Source organism: candidate division TA06 bacterium B3_TA06 (assembly GCA_005223075.1).
In the GTDB taxonomy this organism is placed as follows: domain Bacteria; phylum Hydrothermota; class Tepidihabitantia; order B3-TA06; family B3-TA06; genus B3-TA06.
Window position 1 is genome coordinate 25,757 of sequence record NJBO01000016.1, and the last position, 16,748, is coordinate 42,504.

The 16,748-nt window shown below is 53.5% G+C and carries 18 protein-coding genes; 2 read left to right on the forward strand and 16 right to left on the reverse strand.

Annotated features, from left to right (window positions below; all coding sequences use genetic code 11):
* The first annotated feature begins 158 nt into the window (after window positions 1-158).
* Window positions 159-674, forward strand: a complete 516-nt coding sequence (locus CEE36_09135) for a hypothetical protein (GenBank protein ID TKJ40897.1) — start codon at window positions 159-161, stop codon at window positions 672-674.
* Window positions 675-769: 95 nt separating this feature from the next.
* Here CEE36_09135 and CEE36_09140 read toward each other — a convergent pair whose 3' ends face one another.
* A complete protein-coding gene (locus CEE36_09140; GenBank protein ID TKJ40898.1) occupies window positions 770-2,344 on the reverse strand; it encodes a hypothetical protein in 1,575 nt (524 codons plus the stop codon).
* A gap of 172 nt (window positions 2,345-2,516) precedes the next feature.
* On the opposite strand from CEE36_09140, the gene CEE36_09145 reads away from it, so the two are divergent.
* Window positions 2,517-2,888, forward strand: coding sequence for a hypothetical protein (locus CEE36_09145; protein TKJ40899.1), 372 nt, complete (start codon window positions 2,517-2,519; stop codon window positions 2,886-2,888).
* Between the two features lie 126 nt (window positions 2,889-3,014).
* Here the strand turns inward: CEE36_09145 and CEE36_09150 are convergent, their stop codons facing one another.
* The 15 genes from CEE36_09150 to CEE36_09220 form a co-directional block, all read right to left on the reverse strand.
* The gene (locus CEE36_09150) at window positions 3,015-4,667 is read right to left on the reverse strand and encodes a hypothetical protein (GenBank protein TKJ40900.1); all 1,653 of its coding nucleotides are present in this window, start codon (window positions 4,665-4,667) and stop codon (window positions 3,015-3,017) included.
* Complete coding sequence (locus tag CEE36_09155; protein ID TKJ40901.1) at window positions 4,468-5,589, reverse strand: hypothetical protein; 1,122 nt, start codon at window positions 5,587-5,589, stop codon at window positions 4,468-4,470. The genes CEE36_09150 and CEE36_09155 overlap by 200 nt, the downstream gene beginning before the upstream one ends.
* Before the next feature lie 324 nt (window positions 5,590-5,913).
* Window positions 5,914-6,834 carry a cysteine synthase A gene (gene cysK, locus CEE36_09160; GenBank protein TKJ40902.1) on the reverse strand — a complete coding sequence of 307 codons (921 nt, stop codon included), beginning with the start codon at window positions 6,832-6,834 and terminating at the stop codon, window positions 5,914-5,916.
* A gap of 51 nt (window positions 6,835-6,885) precedes the next feature.
* A complete protein-coding gene (locus CEE36_09165; protein TKJ40903.1) occupies window positions 6,886-8,382 on the reverse strand; it encodes a hypothetical protein in 1,497 nt (498 codons plus the stop codon).
* A gap of 115 nt (window positions 8,383-8,497) precedes the next feature.
* Window positions 8,498-8,755 carry a thioredoxin family protein gene (locus CEE36_09170; protein TKJ40904.1) on the reverse strand — a complete coding sequence of 86 codons (258 nt, stop codon included), beginning with the start codon at window positions 8,753-8,755 and terminating at the stop codon, window positions 8,498-8,500.
* 227 nt (window positions 8,756-8,982) lie between these two features.
* Window positions 8,983-9,672, reverse strand: a complete 690-nt coding sequence (locus CEE36_09175) for a thiol:disulfide interchange protein (GenBank protein TKJ40905.1) — start codon at window positions 9,670-9,672, stop codon at window positions 8,983-8,985.
* Window positions 9,672-10,055 (reverse strand): thiol reductase thioredoxin, encoded by a 384-nt coding sequence (locus tag CEE36_09180; protein TKJ40914.1) that lies wholly within the window; start codon window positions 10,053-10,055, stop codon window positions 9,672-9,674. Before CEE36_09180 ends, CEE36_09175 begins: the two co-directional genes overlap by 1 nt.
* 649 nt (window positions 10,056-10,704) lie before the next feature.
* Entirely contained in the window at window positions 10,705-11,895 is a 1,191-nt protein-coding gene (gene arsB, locus CEE36_09185) for an arsenical-resistance protein (protein ID TKJ40906.1), read from the reverse strand.
* A 9-nt stretch (window positions 11,896-11,904) separates the two neighbouring features.
* Window positions 11,905-12,156: a thioredoxin family protein gene (locus tag CEE36_09190; protein TKJ40907.1), complete on the reverse strand. Its 252-nt coding sequence runs from the start codon at window positions 12,154-12,156 to the stop codon at window positions 11,905-11,907.
* Between the two features lie 19 nt (window positions 12,157-12,175).
* Window positions 12,176-12,448, reverse strand: a complete 273-nt coding sequence (locus CEE36_09195; GenBank protein TKJ40908.1) for a 4Fe-4S ferredoxin — start codon at window positions 12,446-12,448, stop codon at window positions 12,176-12,178.
* Between the two features lie 13 nt (window positions 12,449-12,461).
* The gene (locus tag CEE36_09200; GenBank protein ID TKJ40909.1) at window positions 12,462-12,830 is read right to left on the reverse strand and encodes a hypothetical protein; all 369 of its coding nucleotides are present in this window, start codon (window positions 12,828-12,830) and stop codon (window positions 12,462-12,464) included.
* A gap of 33 nt (window positions 12,831-12,863) precedes the next feature.
* Complete coding sequence (locus tag CEE36_09205; protein TKJ40910.1) at window positions 12,864-13,220, reverse strand: transcriptional regulator; 357 nt, start codon at window positions 13,218-13,220, stop codon at window positions 12,864-12,866.
* A gap of 277 nt (window positions 13,221-13,497) precedes the next feature.
* Window positions 13,498-13,815, reverse strand: coding sequence for a hypothetical protein (locus tag CEE36_09210; protein TKJ40911.1), 318 nt, complete (start codon window positions 13,813-13,815; stop codon window positions 13,498-13,500).
* Between the two features lie 27 nt (window positions 13,816-13,842).
* Window positions 13,843-14,982 (reverse strand): hypothetical protein, encoded by a 1,140-nt coding sequence (locus CEE36_09215; protein TKJ40912.1) that lies wholly within the window; start codon window positions 14,980-14,982, stop codon window positions 13,843-13,845.
* A gap of 146 nt (window positions 14,983-15,128) precedes the next feature.
* Window positions 15,129-16,643, reverse strand: a complete 1,515-nt coding sequence (locus tag CEE36_09220) for a hypothetical protein (protein TKJ40913.1) — start codon at window positions 16,641-16,643, stop codon at window positions 15,129-15,131.
* Window positions 16,644-16,748: the final 105 nt, after the last annotated feature.

Here is a 16,748-nt window from a genome sequence, read left to right on the forward strand (position 1 = left end):
GGATATGCACCCCACGGCGGCACTCCGTTCCGCCGCGGGGCCCCGGGGAGATAAAAAATTTAAGGGGCTGGCGAAAGCTAGCCCTACTGCTTTCTCTGAAGGTCTGTTGACAAGCATCTCAAAGTGAATAGCATAAGCAGAATAAAGGAGGAGCTCTAATGAGCAAGAAATCGAGACATAAACAATACGTTGACATGCCCCAAGCAATAAATGAGGTCGCTGACGAGATCAACCGCACGCTAAACGAACGTAAAAAAGACAAATATTTCCAATCGATAATCCTGATGTACAGCTTCATCGAGAACCTGCTCAAGTGGCTTGTCTTTGTGAAGATCATGTGGATGAAAGCCGATAAGGAACTTAGCGGGAAGGAGATGAAAGAACTCGAGAAGTTTTGCAAACATCTCAGATTTTATGATGCATTGGAGGCGGGTTTAATGATTGATTTGGTGGATTTTAATCTATATAAACGGATAAACGATGTGAGAAAAGAGCGAAACGACGTGCTTCATCAATTTTGGATATATCGTCACCGAGACAATTTGTCAGTGTTAAGAAAAAAGCTGGAGAAGCTTGCAAGAGTGAGCAATACGCTTGTTGGGATTTTTGATGACCTCACTCAAGAAATTGGCATTGAAGAGGTCTATGAGATACTTTTGTGGGGTGACGGATAAATACTCTCGGGGGCCGACCTTGCGGTCGGCCCCTACGCTTTCCCTTGCGATCCTTTACCCTAAAGGGCACACGTCACCTTCGGAGAAAGGGAGCATCATTTAAGTAGGATCATCTTCCTTATCTCTCGATAATCACCTGCCTCGAACTTGCAGAAGTAGACTCCGGCCGGAACCGCCTTGCCTGAGCCATTGCGAGTGTCCCAGGAAACAGTGTGATAGCCAGCATCTTTTCTTCCACTTACCAGTGTTCGCACCGCCCGACCTGAAGCATCGTAGATCACGAGGCTAACCTCGCTCTCCCTGGGGAGCTGGTAAGAGACGGTGGTGAAGATCGTGAATGGATTGGGGGAGTTCTGGGTGAGCCGGTATGCGGTCGGGGTCTTGAACTCCTGCTCTCCGATACCGATCTCCTCGATCGTAACCGTCAGCGAGCCGGCCCGCACAACGGTCTCATCGCTCAACGACTGCACGGTCATAATCACAGTATCCACTATCTCTTGCTGCATTACTGCCAGACAGTCGAGGGGCAAGGCTACCCTGACTGGAAGGATTATCCAGTCCTCGCTTGCCAGCGGGAAGTTGTAGTCGGCGGGTTCCAGCCACCAGTGCTTGGTATCGCTAGTTGTCGCTGTGTAGTTGTCGGGTTCCAGCCCCATATTGCGGATATAGTAGTTGACCTCCACCGTATCATTATGAGCGATGAATACATCCTGGGAGGGGAAGCAGTCCACCTCGTAGGGGGGATAGTCGAAGTGCAGCCAGAAATGTATCCACCAGTTGGGGGCTATGAAGATGAGAACGTCCTTTGGAGGGTCGATGACTATTATGAGTATCTCCAACGAATCCAGGACCGGCTCGGCAGGACCTTGCGGCAGCCACACCGTGTCAGGCTCAGGATGAACCTCGTCACCAGGATGTCCCCAGTAGAACGCCCACTCGTAGACCTCGTTGTCGCCCTCGTATCCTGCTCGTGGATCCAGGCCGGTGGTAAAGAAGGAGTTGTTGAACCCGTAGCTTCCGAATACCCCGTAGTACTCCGACCAGTCCCAGCCAGGGTCGCCTGGCTCGGGGTTACCCGGGAACCAGTGCACATCAGTGGTTGGATCGTCGTAGACCCTGACTATGAAGCTCATTTCAGCGTCGTTTATGAGGTTGTTACCGCCGACTTCAGGGATCAGGTGGCTATTTTCAAGTCCATCGGAGAGTTTTATCCATGCGGTATCGTTTTCAGCATCGTCTCCGCCGAATATCCAGGCCTTTACGTTTATACCTTCAAACGTAAACTCCGCAACGTTCCAGTCATTGTCGTCTCTCTGCCGGAACATCGAAAGATCACTTGGCGGCGGCTCTCCCTCTATGTCATGAGCGAGGAAGTAGACAACGCCTGGATAGAATGCTGTATGTCCTGAGGAGCTTACCGCCTGCCATCCGTGTTTGTGTTCGTGATAGAAGAAGCCGGCATTGGGATAGGTGCCGTCGTTGAACCAGTTCGGGAACCTGCCGGCCCATGCCCACTCCTCCCAGTTGGTCGCCTTTCCGTCCCAGATTGTGGGGTCGTGCGGGGTCTCCAGGCAGTAGCCGCGCATCGGCTCAAACGCTGCTACCTCTACTGCTCCAATCAGCAGCAGCAATGTGGCAAAACATAGCCACTGGAAACATGACTTTCTCATTTTGCATCTCCTCCTAAGGTTGATCGTAATCCACCAACTCTAGCTTGGTTTTTATTGCGGGGTTTTATTTGTGTTTCGCCTCCTCTCGCTCGTCGAAGCGAGCAGTTTTCGGTTTAGCGTCTACATGAGATTATAGTGCTGATTCCGGTTTGTCAACCCTTCGATAATCCTGATGTACAGCTTTATCGAGAACCTACTCAAGTGGCTTGTGTTTGTGAAGATTACGTGGATGAAGGCCGATAAGAAACGTAGTAGGAAGGAGATGAAAGAACTTGAGAAGTTTTGCAAGTCTCTCAGATTTTATGACGCAATGGAAGCGGGGTTAATGATAGATTTGGTGGATTTCAATCTATATAAAGGGATAAACGAGGTGCTTCATCAGTTTTGGATATATCGTCACCGAGACAATTTGTCAGCGTTGAGGAAAAAGCTGGAGAGGCTTGCAAGAGTGAGCAATAAGCTTGTTGGGATTTTTAATAATGACCTCACTCAAGAAATCGGTGTTGAGGAGGTCTATGAGATACTTTTGTGGGATGACAGATAAACCCTCTCACGGGCCGACCTAAAGGTCGGCCCCTACGCTTTCTCGTAAGTCGACCCGTTTGAAGTCCGGGCTGACCTGGATGTCATCCCCTACGAGAATGAAATACAACCGCTTTCCCGTACACCATTACTCGGCTTGATACACCTCTCCCGCAGGTTCCCTCAGCCACGGTTTATAAAGAACCAGTTCGCTTACTCCATCGCCTGGACCGGCTGCCGAACCCCACCAGTTGTGCCTTGCATCCACAGTCACCGTGCTGTCGGTATTGCAAGCCCCGTAGCCTCGATTGTCGGTTATGTTATTGTAGGCAGCGATCAAGTAGGAACCTTCTTCACTTCGTATTCCGTCTCCGCCGTTGCTGGAAAGGTTGCAATCCTCGATTGTAGCTGAGGAGTTACGAATGATATACACCCCGTGAACGGCGCTTTCGGCTATATCGCTGCCCGTTATCCGGTTGCCGGTCGAGGTGGAGTCTATGAGGATGCCGTATCGGTTACCGACGATCCTCGTGCCTTCGATTACGGTGGAGTCGGAGAGGTGGCCAAGCCTTATGCCTACGCTGTGGTTGTTGCCGATTATGCAGTTTTTGATTGTGTTGCGGTGTCCGTAATGAACAGGGATTGCCTCCCTCGCAGGAGATGTTGCGATGTTGACGCCGCCAAGGACGTTGTCGCAGATCACGCAGTCCTCGATCACATTGTGGCAGGCCGAATCTGCCAGGAATATCCCTTCCCAGCCGTTTCCTTTGATCGTATTGGCCTTGATGGTATTATGAAGGCACCTGCCGAACACCAGAAGGCCCCGGCGAAAGCTCCTGTTGATGGTGCAATTGGTTATCCGGTTGTAATCGGCATCCCACAGATAGAGGCTTCCGCATTCATCGGGCGCGCGTGAGTTGCCGATAACGACACAGGAATCTACCACGTTGGAATCAGCCGAATCCAGCATCAGGCCTGTCCCGTAGTTGTAGCTTATGCTGTTTCCGATCAGCGTATCGTGCTTGGAGGTATGTAGGCACACCCCGCGTGAGTTGCTGTCTATCTGATTGTCAACAAGTCGCGCACCAACAACCGAGTAAAGGAAGATGCCCTGGAAGTTGCGGGTTATCCTGTTTCCCTCGATCACAGGATTATCCGCTTCGATGTAAAGTCCGCGATCGCTCCAATCCTCGCTTGCAAAGCCGCACTCGTGAAGCTCACTCTGCCTCATCTCGAATAAAGCGCCTTGCCTGACGACGAAGCAAAACCGGGCGTTGCCCTTGGAATAGCAGGGCAATGAATCGTCGTCATCGTCGCCGTCGGTGATCACCGAACCGTTGCGTACGAACATGGCCGCGCCTGAGTCTACCTCGATGCGGTACTGACCGTCCTCTCCTACGTTCATCTTGAGCGTGACATGGTCAAGGGTCAAGCTGCCGCCGGGATGAACGGTCAGGTTTTCGTTCAGAACGATCGTCGTATCCTTAAGCATCACCGTGTCGGATACGCCCCAGGAGGAGGGATCGGATACGTTCTTCCGGGCAAGCGCGAGACCTCCCAAAAATAACACAGCGATGAGGAACCCCGCGCCCTGCTTTCGCCTACTTTTGTTCGCCACTTCGCTCTCCTTTCCGGGTGTGGGTGTTACGGGCGTTGGGAACCCGGCACGAAACCATACCCCAAACCGGGGTTTCGATGGTTGGCACTGACCGCACCAGCGCACGCAGGATGCCCCGAACGTCATCAGGCATCTTCTCAAGCAGTCTATCCTTCTCAAGCGATTTCGCGAACTCCGCTCCATCGGGTTTAGCGAAGAAGCGAAGGTCGGTGAAGCCCATCCTTTCAAGAAGATCCTTGAGACTCACAGGATCGTAGCCGCGTGCCTCTGAGTATTCACCGTCAACGATCTCTGCCAACGCCTCATCAAATCCAATATTGACCTTTTCAAAGTCCGTAACCGGCATACCTTTTTTCTTGGAAAGGACAGATTCCATAACCGGCTGTAGCTTGTGGGCGACCTTTCCTTTCATATCAAGCCGCAGCATGTAGCGGCGGTCAACATGGGGTTCTGTGATTCTTAACTCGTACCACAGCCAGATTTCATCGGTGAAGAATGCCCATGAAGCCTTCTCCCATACGGGACTGAGTTGGTGTGTTACGGGGCGGTCTTCCTCTTCTATAGCGACAGGTGATCCTGGCTTGAGCACCCGTTTGACTTCTGCAAGGATGGCTTCAGGATCGCCCATGCATTCCAGGGAGGTGCACAAGGTGGCAGCGTCGAAGGAGTTATCCTCGAAGGGCAGATTGTTTTCTTCGATCACTTCGAACCGGGTGTTACGGGTGCCGGGGTTTTCCATTCGTTCTGCGATGGCCCGGGCGGTGGCGATCTCCGAAGGTGACGGATCAACCCCTACCACCTCGTGGCCGTACCGGGCGAGATAAAAGGAGGGAAACCCGAATCCGCAGCCAACGTCAAGGACTCGCTGCCTGCCCTGGACCACGTGCGCGAACCACTCGCCCCGGCAACCGGCCATTATTGAACGCTCCCAGTCGTCAGGGTTGAGCTTGCAAGGCTTCCGATACCAGCCGTCCCAGTCCACACAATCTCGGAAGCGGAACGCCTTGTTGCGAACCAGTCCGCCGGTCTTGCGTGGACGCAGCCTTACCCAGATTTTTTTCTCCGTCTCGGTTGGTTTAACAACCGGAAAATTTTCTTCGTTCAACTCTTTCCTCCAGGTGTTGTCACAAGTAACTCAATTAAGAGACTTACAGTTCCAGATTTTATTGGAAACGTATTGGACTAAGGCAGCGTCCCTTAGAACTCCCCCCGAACGCCTGGTTATTTGTGGTCTATCTAGGGTCGGCTAGGGTCGGACGAACGGAGGGTCGGCCTTCATCCAACTTGCGTTAGTTATGTACAGCATCGAAACCTCCTTATGTTTGATCGTTAGCTTCATTATAAATATACGCATTCCTCTAAGGTTGTCAAGTAGCCCCGACAGCCTTCAGATCTTTCTGCGATCTTTGCCCTGTGGGCAAAAGGAGCATCAATATAGTCCTTCCACACTGAGATACCGCTCGCCTGAGTCGGCGAAGACGCAGACGATCAGTTTGCCCTTGTTGTCAGGACGTCTGGCGAGTTCCCGTGCGGCGAAAGCAGTCATGCCTGAAGTGATTCCGGCAAGTATACCTTCTCTCAATGCAAGCTCCCGGCAGGCGGCAAAGGCGTCTTGCTCAGATACGGTGATTACCTCGTCCAGCAGTTCTCGTTTGAGAATCTTTGGCACGAACCCCGGGCTGGTTCCTGCCTGTCGGTGGGGCTTGAATATGCCGGCCGAGATCATAGGTGCTATCTCCGGCTCCACTCCCACGACCTTAAAGGACGGCTTGCGCGGCTTTATCACCTGGGCCGTGCCCATAAGCGTCCCGGTGGTGCCGAGGCCTGCCACCAGGATGTCTATCCTGCCGTCGGTGTCGCGCCAGAGTTCCTCTGCGGTGGTCTCGGAGTGTGCACGGGGGTTCGCGGGGTTTGCATGTTGCTCGATGTAGAAGGAGTTGGGAATCTTCTTGAGTAATTGAAGCGCCCTTTCCTTGGCTCCTTTTGTCCCCTTGCTGGCCGGGGTAAGCTCGAGTTGTGCTCCTAATGCCCGCAGCAGTTGTTTGCGTTCCTGTGATTGGATCTCGGACATGCAGATCGTAAGCCTGTAGCCTTTTATTGCACAGATAAACGCCAATGCCAGCCCGGTGTTTCCAGATGTGGCCTCGATTATGGTGCTATCTTTATTGATCTTTCCTTCCTGCTCTGCCGCGGCGATCATGTAGGATACCGGCCGGTCCTTGACGCTGTATGGATTAAACATCTCCAGCTTGGCGGCAATGGCGGCATCGAGGCCTGCACCGAACTTCTTCAGATATACAATTGGGGTGTCCCCTATAAGATCAAGGATATTCTCTTTAATGTTCACCACTCCACCTTCGGGTACACCTGTTCTTCGGGGTCCCCGGTCATTAGAAGGTAATTAGTGTAGATAAACGAACCTTCCCGATCCGGCCCCAACGGCGGTCCTAAGCTCCCAGAAGTAGACGCCTGAGGAGACTCCTGCATCGCATTCGATTCGTCCTCCTGGGGGTATCTCCCCGTCGTTTGAGTAAACTTCCCGTCCCGCGGCGTTAAAGATGCGAAGGGTGTAATTTCTCAACTCAGAGACGCGGTAAGCGAAGCTGATTCGACCTTTTTGGATTTCAGCGCAGCGAATCTTTAAACTGTTTCCCCTGTCCTCAGCAACCTCAACCACGTCGAGCGCGACCCGTGAGTTTATCCTCAGCTCATGGCTAAAAGGGATGGTGTCTGCCGAGGCGATCATCTTGTCCCATACGTCTTGATTGGTGTATTCAAGATATACGCTCGCGATCAAAGCCGCCAGACCCGCGACCTGGGGGCAGGCCATCGAGGTTCCGTCGCGCCACCCGTAGTAGCCGCCCTTCTCGGTCGAGAGGATACCCTCGTAGCCCCCACCCGGCGCAAATATCGCCACGCTCTCCCCGTAGTTTGAGAACTGCCACCTTGAATCCCCGGATGTGGTGGCTCCAACAGAGGCAACGTGCTCGTAGGCGGCAGGGTAATCCGATCTTTCTTCCCTTTTGTTGCCTGCTGCCGCGCACAAGAAAAGCCCCTGGCCCCACGCGTAGTTCACCGCGTCCTCGAGCACCTGAGAATGGGTTCCGCCCAGGCTCATATTGACGACATCTGCGCCGTTGTCCGCCGCATAGATAATCCCCTGGGCAAGATCCGCGTTCGTATAATCCCCGCCGCTGTCGGCAACCTTTAAGGGCATGATCGAGGCGTTCCCGGCCATCCCGGCTATCCCCTTGGAGTTGTCGATCTTTGCCGCGGCGATTCCCGACACGTGGGTCCCGTGCCCGTAGTCATCCTCGATATCGCTGGTGTCATCAACGAAGTTATATCCAGGCACGAGGTTGGCCTGTAAATCCTCATGGTCAGTGTCAGCGCCGGTGTCAAGTATCGCAATAACTACGCCTTCACCAGTTGTAAGGTTCCATGCCCAGTCGGTTTCGGTGATTATCTTGTCCCACTGCTGCGGAAACATCGGGTCGTTTGGGGTGTAGGGATGATGAAACGTGTCCGGCAGGATTGGGGTTGCGTCCGATCGGGATTCTGCAAACTCGATGTGTTGGAGAAGGTTCGGTTCGACGAACTCCACGCCGGACAGGTCCTCTAATCTGTGGAGCAGATTTTCAGTTCGCTCGCTGTCTTGAGCCGACGCGAGCCAGTAGCATCCAAATCGTTCAATAACCTTTGCCGATGGGTTGGGATAGGTGATCAGCGGGCGAAGCTCAAGATCATGATCGGGGGCGAAGTTGTGCAGCGCCTGTGCGTCTTGCGTCTTTACTATGAACTCGTTGCAGGATTCCTCTCCATAAAGAGCCGATTGAGCCAGCAGAGCAAGTATCACCGCTCCTGCCAGCATCCCACGGAGAACTGTCCACCTGCTCATCTTGCCTCCTTAGTCCGTGTTGACTATATCGGTATTCCAGGCGCTGTCAAGAGGCGGCCCGTAACACTGCCCGCCTTATGTCCTTCGGTTGGCGACCGGCCCGGATGAACTTTTACTAAGGGCCTGCGCCTGCGTTTCGGAGAAGGGAGAAGACCTCGGGCAGGGTGGGCACCTTGCCTTCGATAACCTTTTCCCCGTTGATGAACACCGCCGGGGTAAACATCACCCCCCGGTTTATCATCTCATTCATGTCGGTGATATGCTGCACATCGGCGGCGATTCCCATCTCGCTCAATGCCCGCATGAATAACTCCTGGGTTTTGCGGCACTTTGCACATCCCGCCCCGAATACCTCTATCTTAAGATCAGACATATCCGTCTCCTTTAAGATTATCGGTTTAGTCTAAACTCCCCTCCCTTGATGGGAGGGGGTAGGGGGAGGGTGATTCATGATAAAGAAAAGAACTAATCCTCGTTTGGAGCTCACGCGACACGATGAAGCTACAACGTAGGGTGTAATTCACCCCCACCCTAACCCTCCCCCATCGAGGGGGAGGGAATTCTCAAATCTCGCTCCTTTTCCAAAAAGACCACGCAGCTCTAAACACCCAGATAGATGAAATAAAGCCCCACTCCGAACAGCAGTATCCCGGCCACGAGCTTGATGATCCGGTTGACCCTCTCGGTTTTTTCTGATGAGATGAGCTTCTGGGCGAACGCGGTGGATACCCCGGCGGCGAACACCAGCACCCAGTGGCCAACAGCGTATGTCAATAAAAGCCCCATCCCGTAGGGGATGTTCTTGGTGGTGGCGGCAAAGGCAAGGATAAGGGCAAGTATCGGGGCAGCACACGGCGAGGAGGCGATTCCGAAGAGAAATCCCAATAGCAAAGCGCCCCAGATCCCGGTTTTTTTGACCTTTATCCGCTTTAGCCAGGGAAGCTCGAACTTCAAAAGACCGACGAGGTTAAGTCCAACAAGGAACGCGGCACCGGCAAGGATAAAATACCACACCCTTCCTTGAAGGCCAAAAAGACCGCCCACGTAGGCGGCGATACCGCCCAGAATCACGAAGGTCGCGGTAAGTCCGAGCATGAACATGAGGCTGTAGAAGATAGCCTTCCGGGTGGAACCCTCGGCGTAGCCTCCAACATAGCCGATGGAGAGGGGTATCAGAGCCAGCACGCAGGGACTGGTGGAGGAAATGATACCTCCGATGAACACACCAAGGAATGCCAGTGCGGGCGCGTTATTTATCCACTGCTCGACGTTGCCAAGCAATCCTTCCATCAATCAACACCCATGGAGTTAAACTGAGTGATAATCTCTTCTTTGCCCATGAATCCCACGTGGCGCGCAACCTCGCTGCCCTGCGCGTCGTAGAATATCTGGGTGGGGATGACCCGGATGCCTATCGACCGGGTAAGCTCCATGTGCTCGTCTATGTCTATGATAAGCACCTCTGCCCTGCCCGCATACTCCTTCTTGAGTGCCGTAAGTATGGGCAGCATCTTCTTGCATGGTATGCAGGTTCCTCTGCCGAAGTCTGCAAGCACCGGACGTCCGGTTACCAGTGCGCGATTCAGGGGATCGTCCGCGGTGTGACGGGCAAGCCACTGCTTGTTCCATGAGATCTGAGCCGACGCCATCAAGGAGGAGATAAGATCATCCATCGCCTTGGTCTTCTTTTGATTTCCCAGGAAGGTCTCGATGTTGCCTCTGACCTGCTCAAGGCTCGCCCCCTGCATCTCGGCCTTGTGCTCGTTGTAGTAAGCCTCAATCTCTGCGTCCGAAACGGTAACCGATGAGGTCACCTGACGCTGGAGCGCGGTGATGAGGTCGTCTGCGGCCTTTTCATCGCGGCTGCCCATGCCCCTCCGTTCGGCTTCCGCAACCAGAAGCTCCTCGGTAACCAATTGATCCAGAAACCCCTTGGGGTGCTTGCGAACGGTCTCCTGTGCTTCGGTCATCAATTTACCCAGCCGGGCGTTGAAATCCGCCTCGGTTATCTTGTGACCGCTGACCATCACCAGATAGTCCGGCTCCGGCTCCAGAGCTACCGCAACCACCTCGCCGGTCATGGAGTCGGTTTGAACCAGGGTATCGGATGGCTCCTGAGCGGTTGCCTCCTGAGCAAGGGTGTCGACACCAGACTGCGCTGCTCGTTGCTTATTCCTGTTCTTGATGAGAACCACTGCCACCACCGCCGCGGCCAACGCGGCGAGGACCACTATGAGGATTATGGTATTCTTCTTCATCTCGTCTCCTCCTTACCCCTCATGGGGCGAATAAGGGTTATAGCGATTAAAACAAATCCTTGCACTAGGCGCTTCTTGTAAACCAGCTTTTTGTGGCAAGTGAAATCTTTACCAAGAGAAGCATCACCGGAACCTCGATAAGCACGCCCACAACCGTAGCAAGTGCTGCTCCTGAAGAAAGTCCAAATAACATCGTTGCAGTGGCGATGGCTACCTCGAAGTGGTTTGAGGCACCGATCATGGCCGAGGGAGCTGCGTCCTCGTATTTCAATTTGAGAAGCTTCGCCAGGCCGTAGCCCAGCCAGAAGATGAGGTTGGTCTGGATAAAAAGGGGTATGGCGATCCAGAGAATGGTGAGGGGGTTGGTGAGGATGACATCACCCTTGAAGCTGAAGAGAAGCACGAGGGTAACGAGGAGCGCAGTGATGGTTATCGGGGTGAGCACCGGCACGAACCGGGCGTTGAACCAGTCCTCCCCCTTGAGCCGGAGGATCAGCTTGCGGGACGCATAGCCTGCCGCCAGGGGCAGCGCCACGTAGATCCCCACCGAGAGCAAGAGTGCCTGCCAGGGGATGGGAAGACGCCCAACACCCAAAAGGAACCCACCTAAAGGTCCATAGAGTGCAAGCATGGTTAACGAGTTGATGGCCACCATCACCAACGTGTGGGCGTCGTTTCCCTTGGCCAGATACCCCCACACCAGCACCATCGCGGTGCACGGAGCGATGCCCAGCAGTATAGCCCCGGCAAGGTAGCTTCGCCACAATGGGACGGCAAGCATCCTGACCCCGTCCACCAGCACAACCGTACCCGCGCCGTGGGCGGCACCGACCGGCAGGTTGAGTCCCAGAGGCATCTTCACGTAATCAATGGCATCGGGACCGATAAGCCCGCGGAAGATAACCCCCAGGAACAGGATGGCGATTGCGTACATGGTGAAAGGCTTTATCGCCCAGTTGATGAACAACGTGAGCCCGACAGGCTTCAGGTTCTTGCCTGCCGCAAGCACCTTCCCGAAGTCTATCTTAACCATGATGGGATACATCATAAAGAAGAGACAGATCGCAATGGGTATGGATACCACCGGCGCCCCGTTCACGTTTATCGAGAGTCCGTCAAGGAAGGATGCCGCACTGGGTGCTAACTTGCCAAGGCCGATGCCTGCCACGATGCAGAGCAAAACCCAGACGGTCAGATAGCGCTCGAAGAACCCCAAGCCTTTAGGCTTCTTATCAATAAACGCTTTGCTCTGCATGAGGAACGGTTACTCCAGGTTCTGCTTGATTAACTTCTTAACCTCCGGCATGGTGGGCACCTTGCCTTCGATTACTTTGTCGCCGTTGATGAACACAGCAGGGGTGGACATAATGCCGCGCTTGACCATCTCGTCCACGTCGGATATGTGCCTCAGGTCGGCTGGAAGGTTCATCTCACTGAGGGCGCGCATAAAAAGCTCCTGCGTGTTCATGCACTTGGGGCATCCTGGCCCGAATATCTCTATCTTGAGGTTCGACATCTTCTCTCCTTTCTGGGTGTTATGAGGCCTGTGCCCGAAGCCTGCGTATCGTCTCGCGCAACTCCGCAAGGCTCATAAAGGAGATCGCCTCACCCGAACAGAGGTTGACGCAAGCACTGCACCCTAGAACGCAGTTGTGAAGGTTTTCGACAACAGGTCTATTGGAAGCCTCATCCCAGACAAAAACCTCGTTCTTGCAGAAGTTATAGCATTCCTGGCAGCTCGTGCATTTCTCGTAGTCAATGCTTGGATGCCAGGGGATCTTCTCCCTTGGGATATCGCCAAATCCCATCTCTGATGCTCCTTTAGGTCTTTGGGCTCAAGCCTTCAAAGGCTTCAGTTACCCTCTTCATCGCCTCTTCGGTGGTCATGTTGCGAAGGTCAAGGGCAACCACCTGCTTGGCAAAATCTATCCCTTTCTTCTCAAACGGGTCGCGGAACATCTTCTTCTGCATCCTTGGATCACAGCCGCCGATTACATAGGTAACCCCTGGCTTCAGGACCTCTTCAAGGAAGCGGTCGCCGTCATCAACGCAGAGCTGCGGATGAATGACAGCATATTCCGACTCCAGCTCGTTGCGCACGTAGTTCAAAAGCTTCCAGAAGTTCATGTCCTTGAAACCGGGGCACTCACCGGTGCAGTTGCACATTATAAATCTGGGCTTTTCGCTCATCTTACTTCTCTCCTTTCTTTTCTTTAACGAAGTTCATTGATCCCTAAGAGGGCAGCGCCTGCCCTCGGGCTCCTCGGATTCAAGGAGTCTTGCCATCTTCTCGCTATCAGCCAAGGTTTGCTCATCGTCTCTCCCGGACTCCTCAAGATAGGAAAACAGAGATGGGGGAAGGGAGGCGGCGGCGCGGTAGAATATCCAGCGCCCATCCCTGCGCTCCTCGATTAGAGCTGCGTCCCGTAATGTTCTTAGAGCGTGGGAGATACGCGACTGTTCCATTCCAAGCACACTCTCCAGCTCGCATACGCACAGCTCCTGCTTCAATACCAAAAGCATGATCCTCATCCGTGTGGAGTCTGCGAGCGCCCTGAATATCTTGGTTGTCTCTTCCATGACATGATTATATGATCATTTGTTCATTTGTCAAGCCTCCCTTTGGAATCAGGAGAGACCGATATGACGAACACCCCTCCTGGCGGATATGCCGGGGTTTGACCCTGATTCTGAAGAGGATGGTATCTAAAAAGCCGCGCGGAGGCGCAGCCTTCGCGCGGGTCCCTGACAGACTTTATGGTTGGGTTAATCCTTTTTAAGTTTTGGTTTTTGCCTCCTTTATGTTTATGCTTGCAGGCCAGTCAAAAAAAATCACCACAGGGCTTTAGGGGAGGCTCTAGGTTTTCTTAAGGTCGTCGGGGCCCACACACTCGTCTATGTCACTAACCCTTTCGAATGTGTCGTAGACATCCGGGGGTATGGTGCATCCGCACATCTGTTCGATTTGATTGATTAAAGGTGGTGCGTCTTCGGGCCAGGAGCGGCCTCCCAAGCCGTCCAGTGGTGTGTTGGCCGTTACCAGATCGCATGGGACGTTCGCCCATTGGGCGACTGCGTTGTAGATGTCGGTCGTGGTGCAATCGGCCCAGACAGGGCTTGCAAAAAGCCCAAGAAGCACAACTACACCAAGAAGCAAAGCTATGCGCTTGTGCATTTCTTACTCCTTGTTTTTAGGGGTTTTTCAGTCTGACAGGGGAATCTCGGAAAGCCAACGCTGGGTTTCTTCCGCTTCCCGCTTAAGCCCCAGTCTGAGGTAGCTTTCGTGGGCCCTTGTTAGCAGATGCCTGAGCCCGGGAAAATCTAATCCAACCTCGCTGATAGCCGAGCGAAGACTCTCATGCAAACTCTGGAAACAATCCGCGCTGTTGATCTCTGCTGCAAGATCAAACGCCTTTCGATACCCCTGAGCGGTTGTTTCTTTGTCACCCTTCCAGGCAGCCGTCTCCGCTCTCGTCAGGGTGATTACGTGTGTGAGTGCCGGGGAAGGAACCTCTTCGGCCAATCCGGTGGCCTCCTTCAGCAGCAACTCCACCTTGTCAAATTCACCCAGATGGCGATAAACTGTGGCAAGGTCGCATAAAACCATGGCAAGGTTTGTGACGTCACCAACCTCTCTGTAGAGTTCGCTTGCCTTTTGGAGTTCTGGAAGGGCATTGGGGAACTCGTCCTGTTTCAGATATATTGAACCCCTGCGGAAATGGGCACTGGCCTTAAGAACTCTGTCGCCTTTTTGCTCTGCCAACTCATCGAGCTTTTCAACGCTTGCGAGTGCCTCCTGGATGCTGTCTTCCCGCATAAAGGAGAAAGCCATGCGGCTGTAGCAGACCGCGAGCAAACGCCTCTCGTTTACCTTTTCAAAGCGAGCGCGAACCTTCTTTAGGGTATCAAGGGCACGGATATGGTTACACCGTCTTTGGTCAAGCATCGCCATGTTCAAAAGCACCACACCCTCAAGGCGTGTATCGCCATACACCCCGGCCAGGGTAAGCGCCTCACTCCACGCCATGTCGGCTGCCTCGTAGTTGTTCATGCGGAAAAAGATGCTACCCATGGTAACGGCGCTGTTGTATGAAAGGCGGTGATCTCCGCTCCTGTGTGCATGCTCAAGGCCGATTTCTGCATAGGAAAGTGCGCGCCCCAGCTGTCCCTTACGACGACAAGCCTCAGCGGCTATGCGGTTGAGCTCCGCGCCTTCCTTTTCTTCAGGGTAACACTCAAGCCCTTGTATCGCTAACTTTAGTGCCGCGTCCACCTCACCCTTCTTTAAGGCGACACGGGCTTGCTCCAGGAACTTCCCGGCCTCTAGATCCTCAACGGGCATAACTTACTCCTGCGCCCTCTTTCTGATGTTTTGATTTAACTCGATTATACTTAGATAAATATAGTTTGTCAACCCCTCTAGCATGGTAACGATGTGTTGACCGGGATCAGCAAGCGAACGCTTTGCTTTCGCCTGGGGCAAAAAAATTACCTCACGTAGACAAACTTGCCTGAGCTTGTCCCTTCAGATGTCTTGAACCGCCAGAAGTAAACGCCTGAACCGAGAGCGGGATTGCAGGAGATCTCTCCTTTTGTATCCGTTCTGCCTCTCTCTGCATAAAGTTCTCTGCCCGTGACGTCAAAGATGCGCAGGTTATAGGAAGTAGACGCAGGCAGGTCGTAAGTAAAACGGATAACACCGCTTTGAACGCTTGCAGCCCAGAGACCGATGGGTTCCGGTTTTCGCTCCTCAACGGCTATAATCTCCATCTCTACAGCATTTCTTGAGTTCATGCGCAGGATCTTACCAACATCTGAGTCTATGGTGTCGGCACCCTGGATTATGTTATCCCAGACCTGCTGTGGTGTGGCGTGCGGGTATGCGGAGAAGAGGAGCGCGGCCAGGCCGGCGATCTGCGGGGTTGTAAACGACGTTAGCGATGTGCCGCCGTAGCCTCCGCCGCGTTTGGTCGAGTACCCTCCGGGCGCGAAGATGTCGACCTTCTCTCCATAATTGGATTGGGGTAATCTGGTATCCTCTTGGTTTGAGGCCCCAACCGCCATCACCCGCTCATACGCCGCAGGATACCCTACATTGGTATTGCCGGAGTTGCCAACGCCGGCGCATAGGAAAAGTCCCTGCTCCCAGGCGTTGTTGAGTGCGGTCTCAAAAGGCGTGTAGGCACCACCTATAAAACTCATGCTTATCACCTTTGCACCGTTGTCAGCGGCGTAGTTTACGGCGTTCACAGCCCAGTTGAGATACATCGCACCACTGTTATCTGCTATTCTGAGCATCATGATGGACGCAAGCCCTGCGGTGCCGGCTACCCCCAAATTGTTATCCATTCTGGCTCCGGCCATGCCGCAGACGGTCGTTCCATGCCCCTTAACATCCCAAACATTCGTATTGTTGAGGGCAAAGTTGTAGCCGTCCACAAGATTATCCACCAGGTCTTCGTGGGTGGTGTCAACGCCGGTGTCTATTATGGCGATAATTACACCTTCTCCTTTGGAGGTATTCCAGGCCCAGTCGGTTTCAGCGATCGGCTTGTCCCACTGTTGATCGTAAAGAGGGTCGTTGGGCGTATAGGGATCAGCAGGGTTCATGCCCTGCGAGGGCGAAAAATCTTCTACCGGCTCTTCATCCCAGCCAGGTGCAAGATACACCCTTGCGTTAGGCTCAACGTAGGCAACTCCTGGAAGGGTTCCAAGCATCTGGATCCGGTCTTCTGCCGCGGATTTTGACTCGTCCGGGAATGTCAGCACATAAGAGTCGCCGAATAGCTCCATCGTCTCCTTTGATGGATTGGGGTAGGTGATCAACGGAGAAACCTCAATCCCATGTTGGGCGGCAAAATCCTCCAGGACTTCAATATCCGCTGCCTTAACGATGTAGGAGTTAGAAAAGGCTCCATCTTCTTCAGCGGAAAGGCTCAATGGGAAGCACAAGACTGCGAACGCGGCTCCCACCATACTTAAAATCACGCGACGTCCACGCATTTATCCTCCTTGGTTTAGGCTCATTATATCCCGGATACGAAGAAAGGTCAAGTTTTTCTAGTTGGTGCGCCAAGAGATAGTTGCCAGACAGGGGTGCAGGCGCAG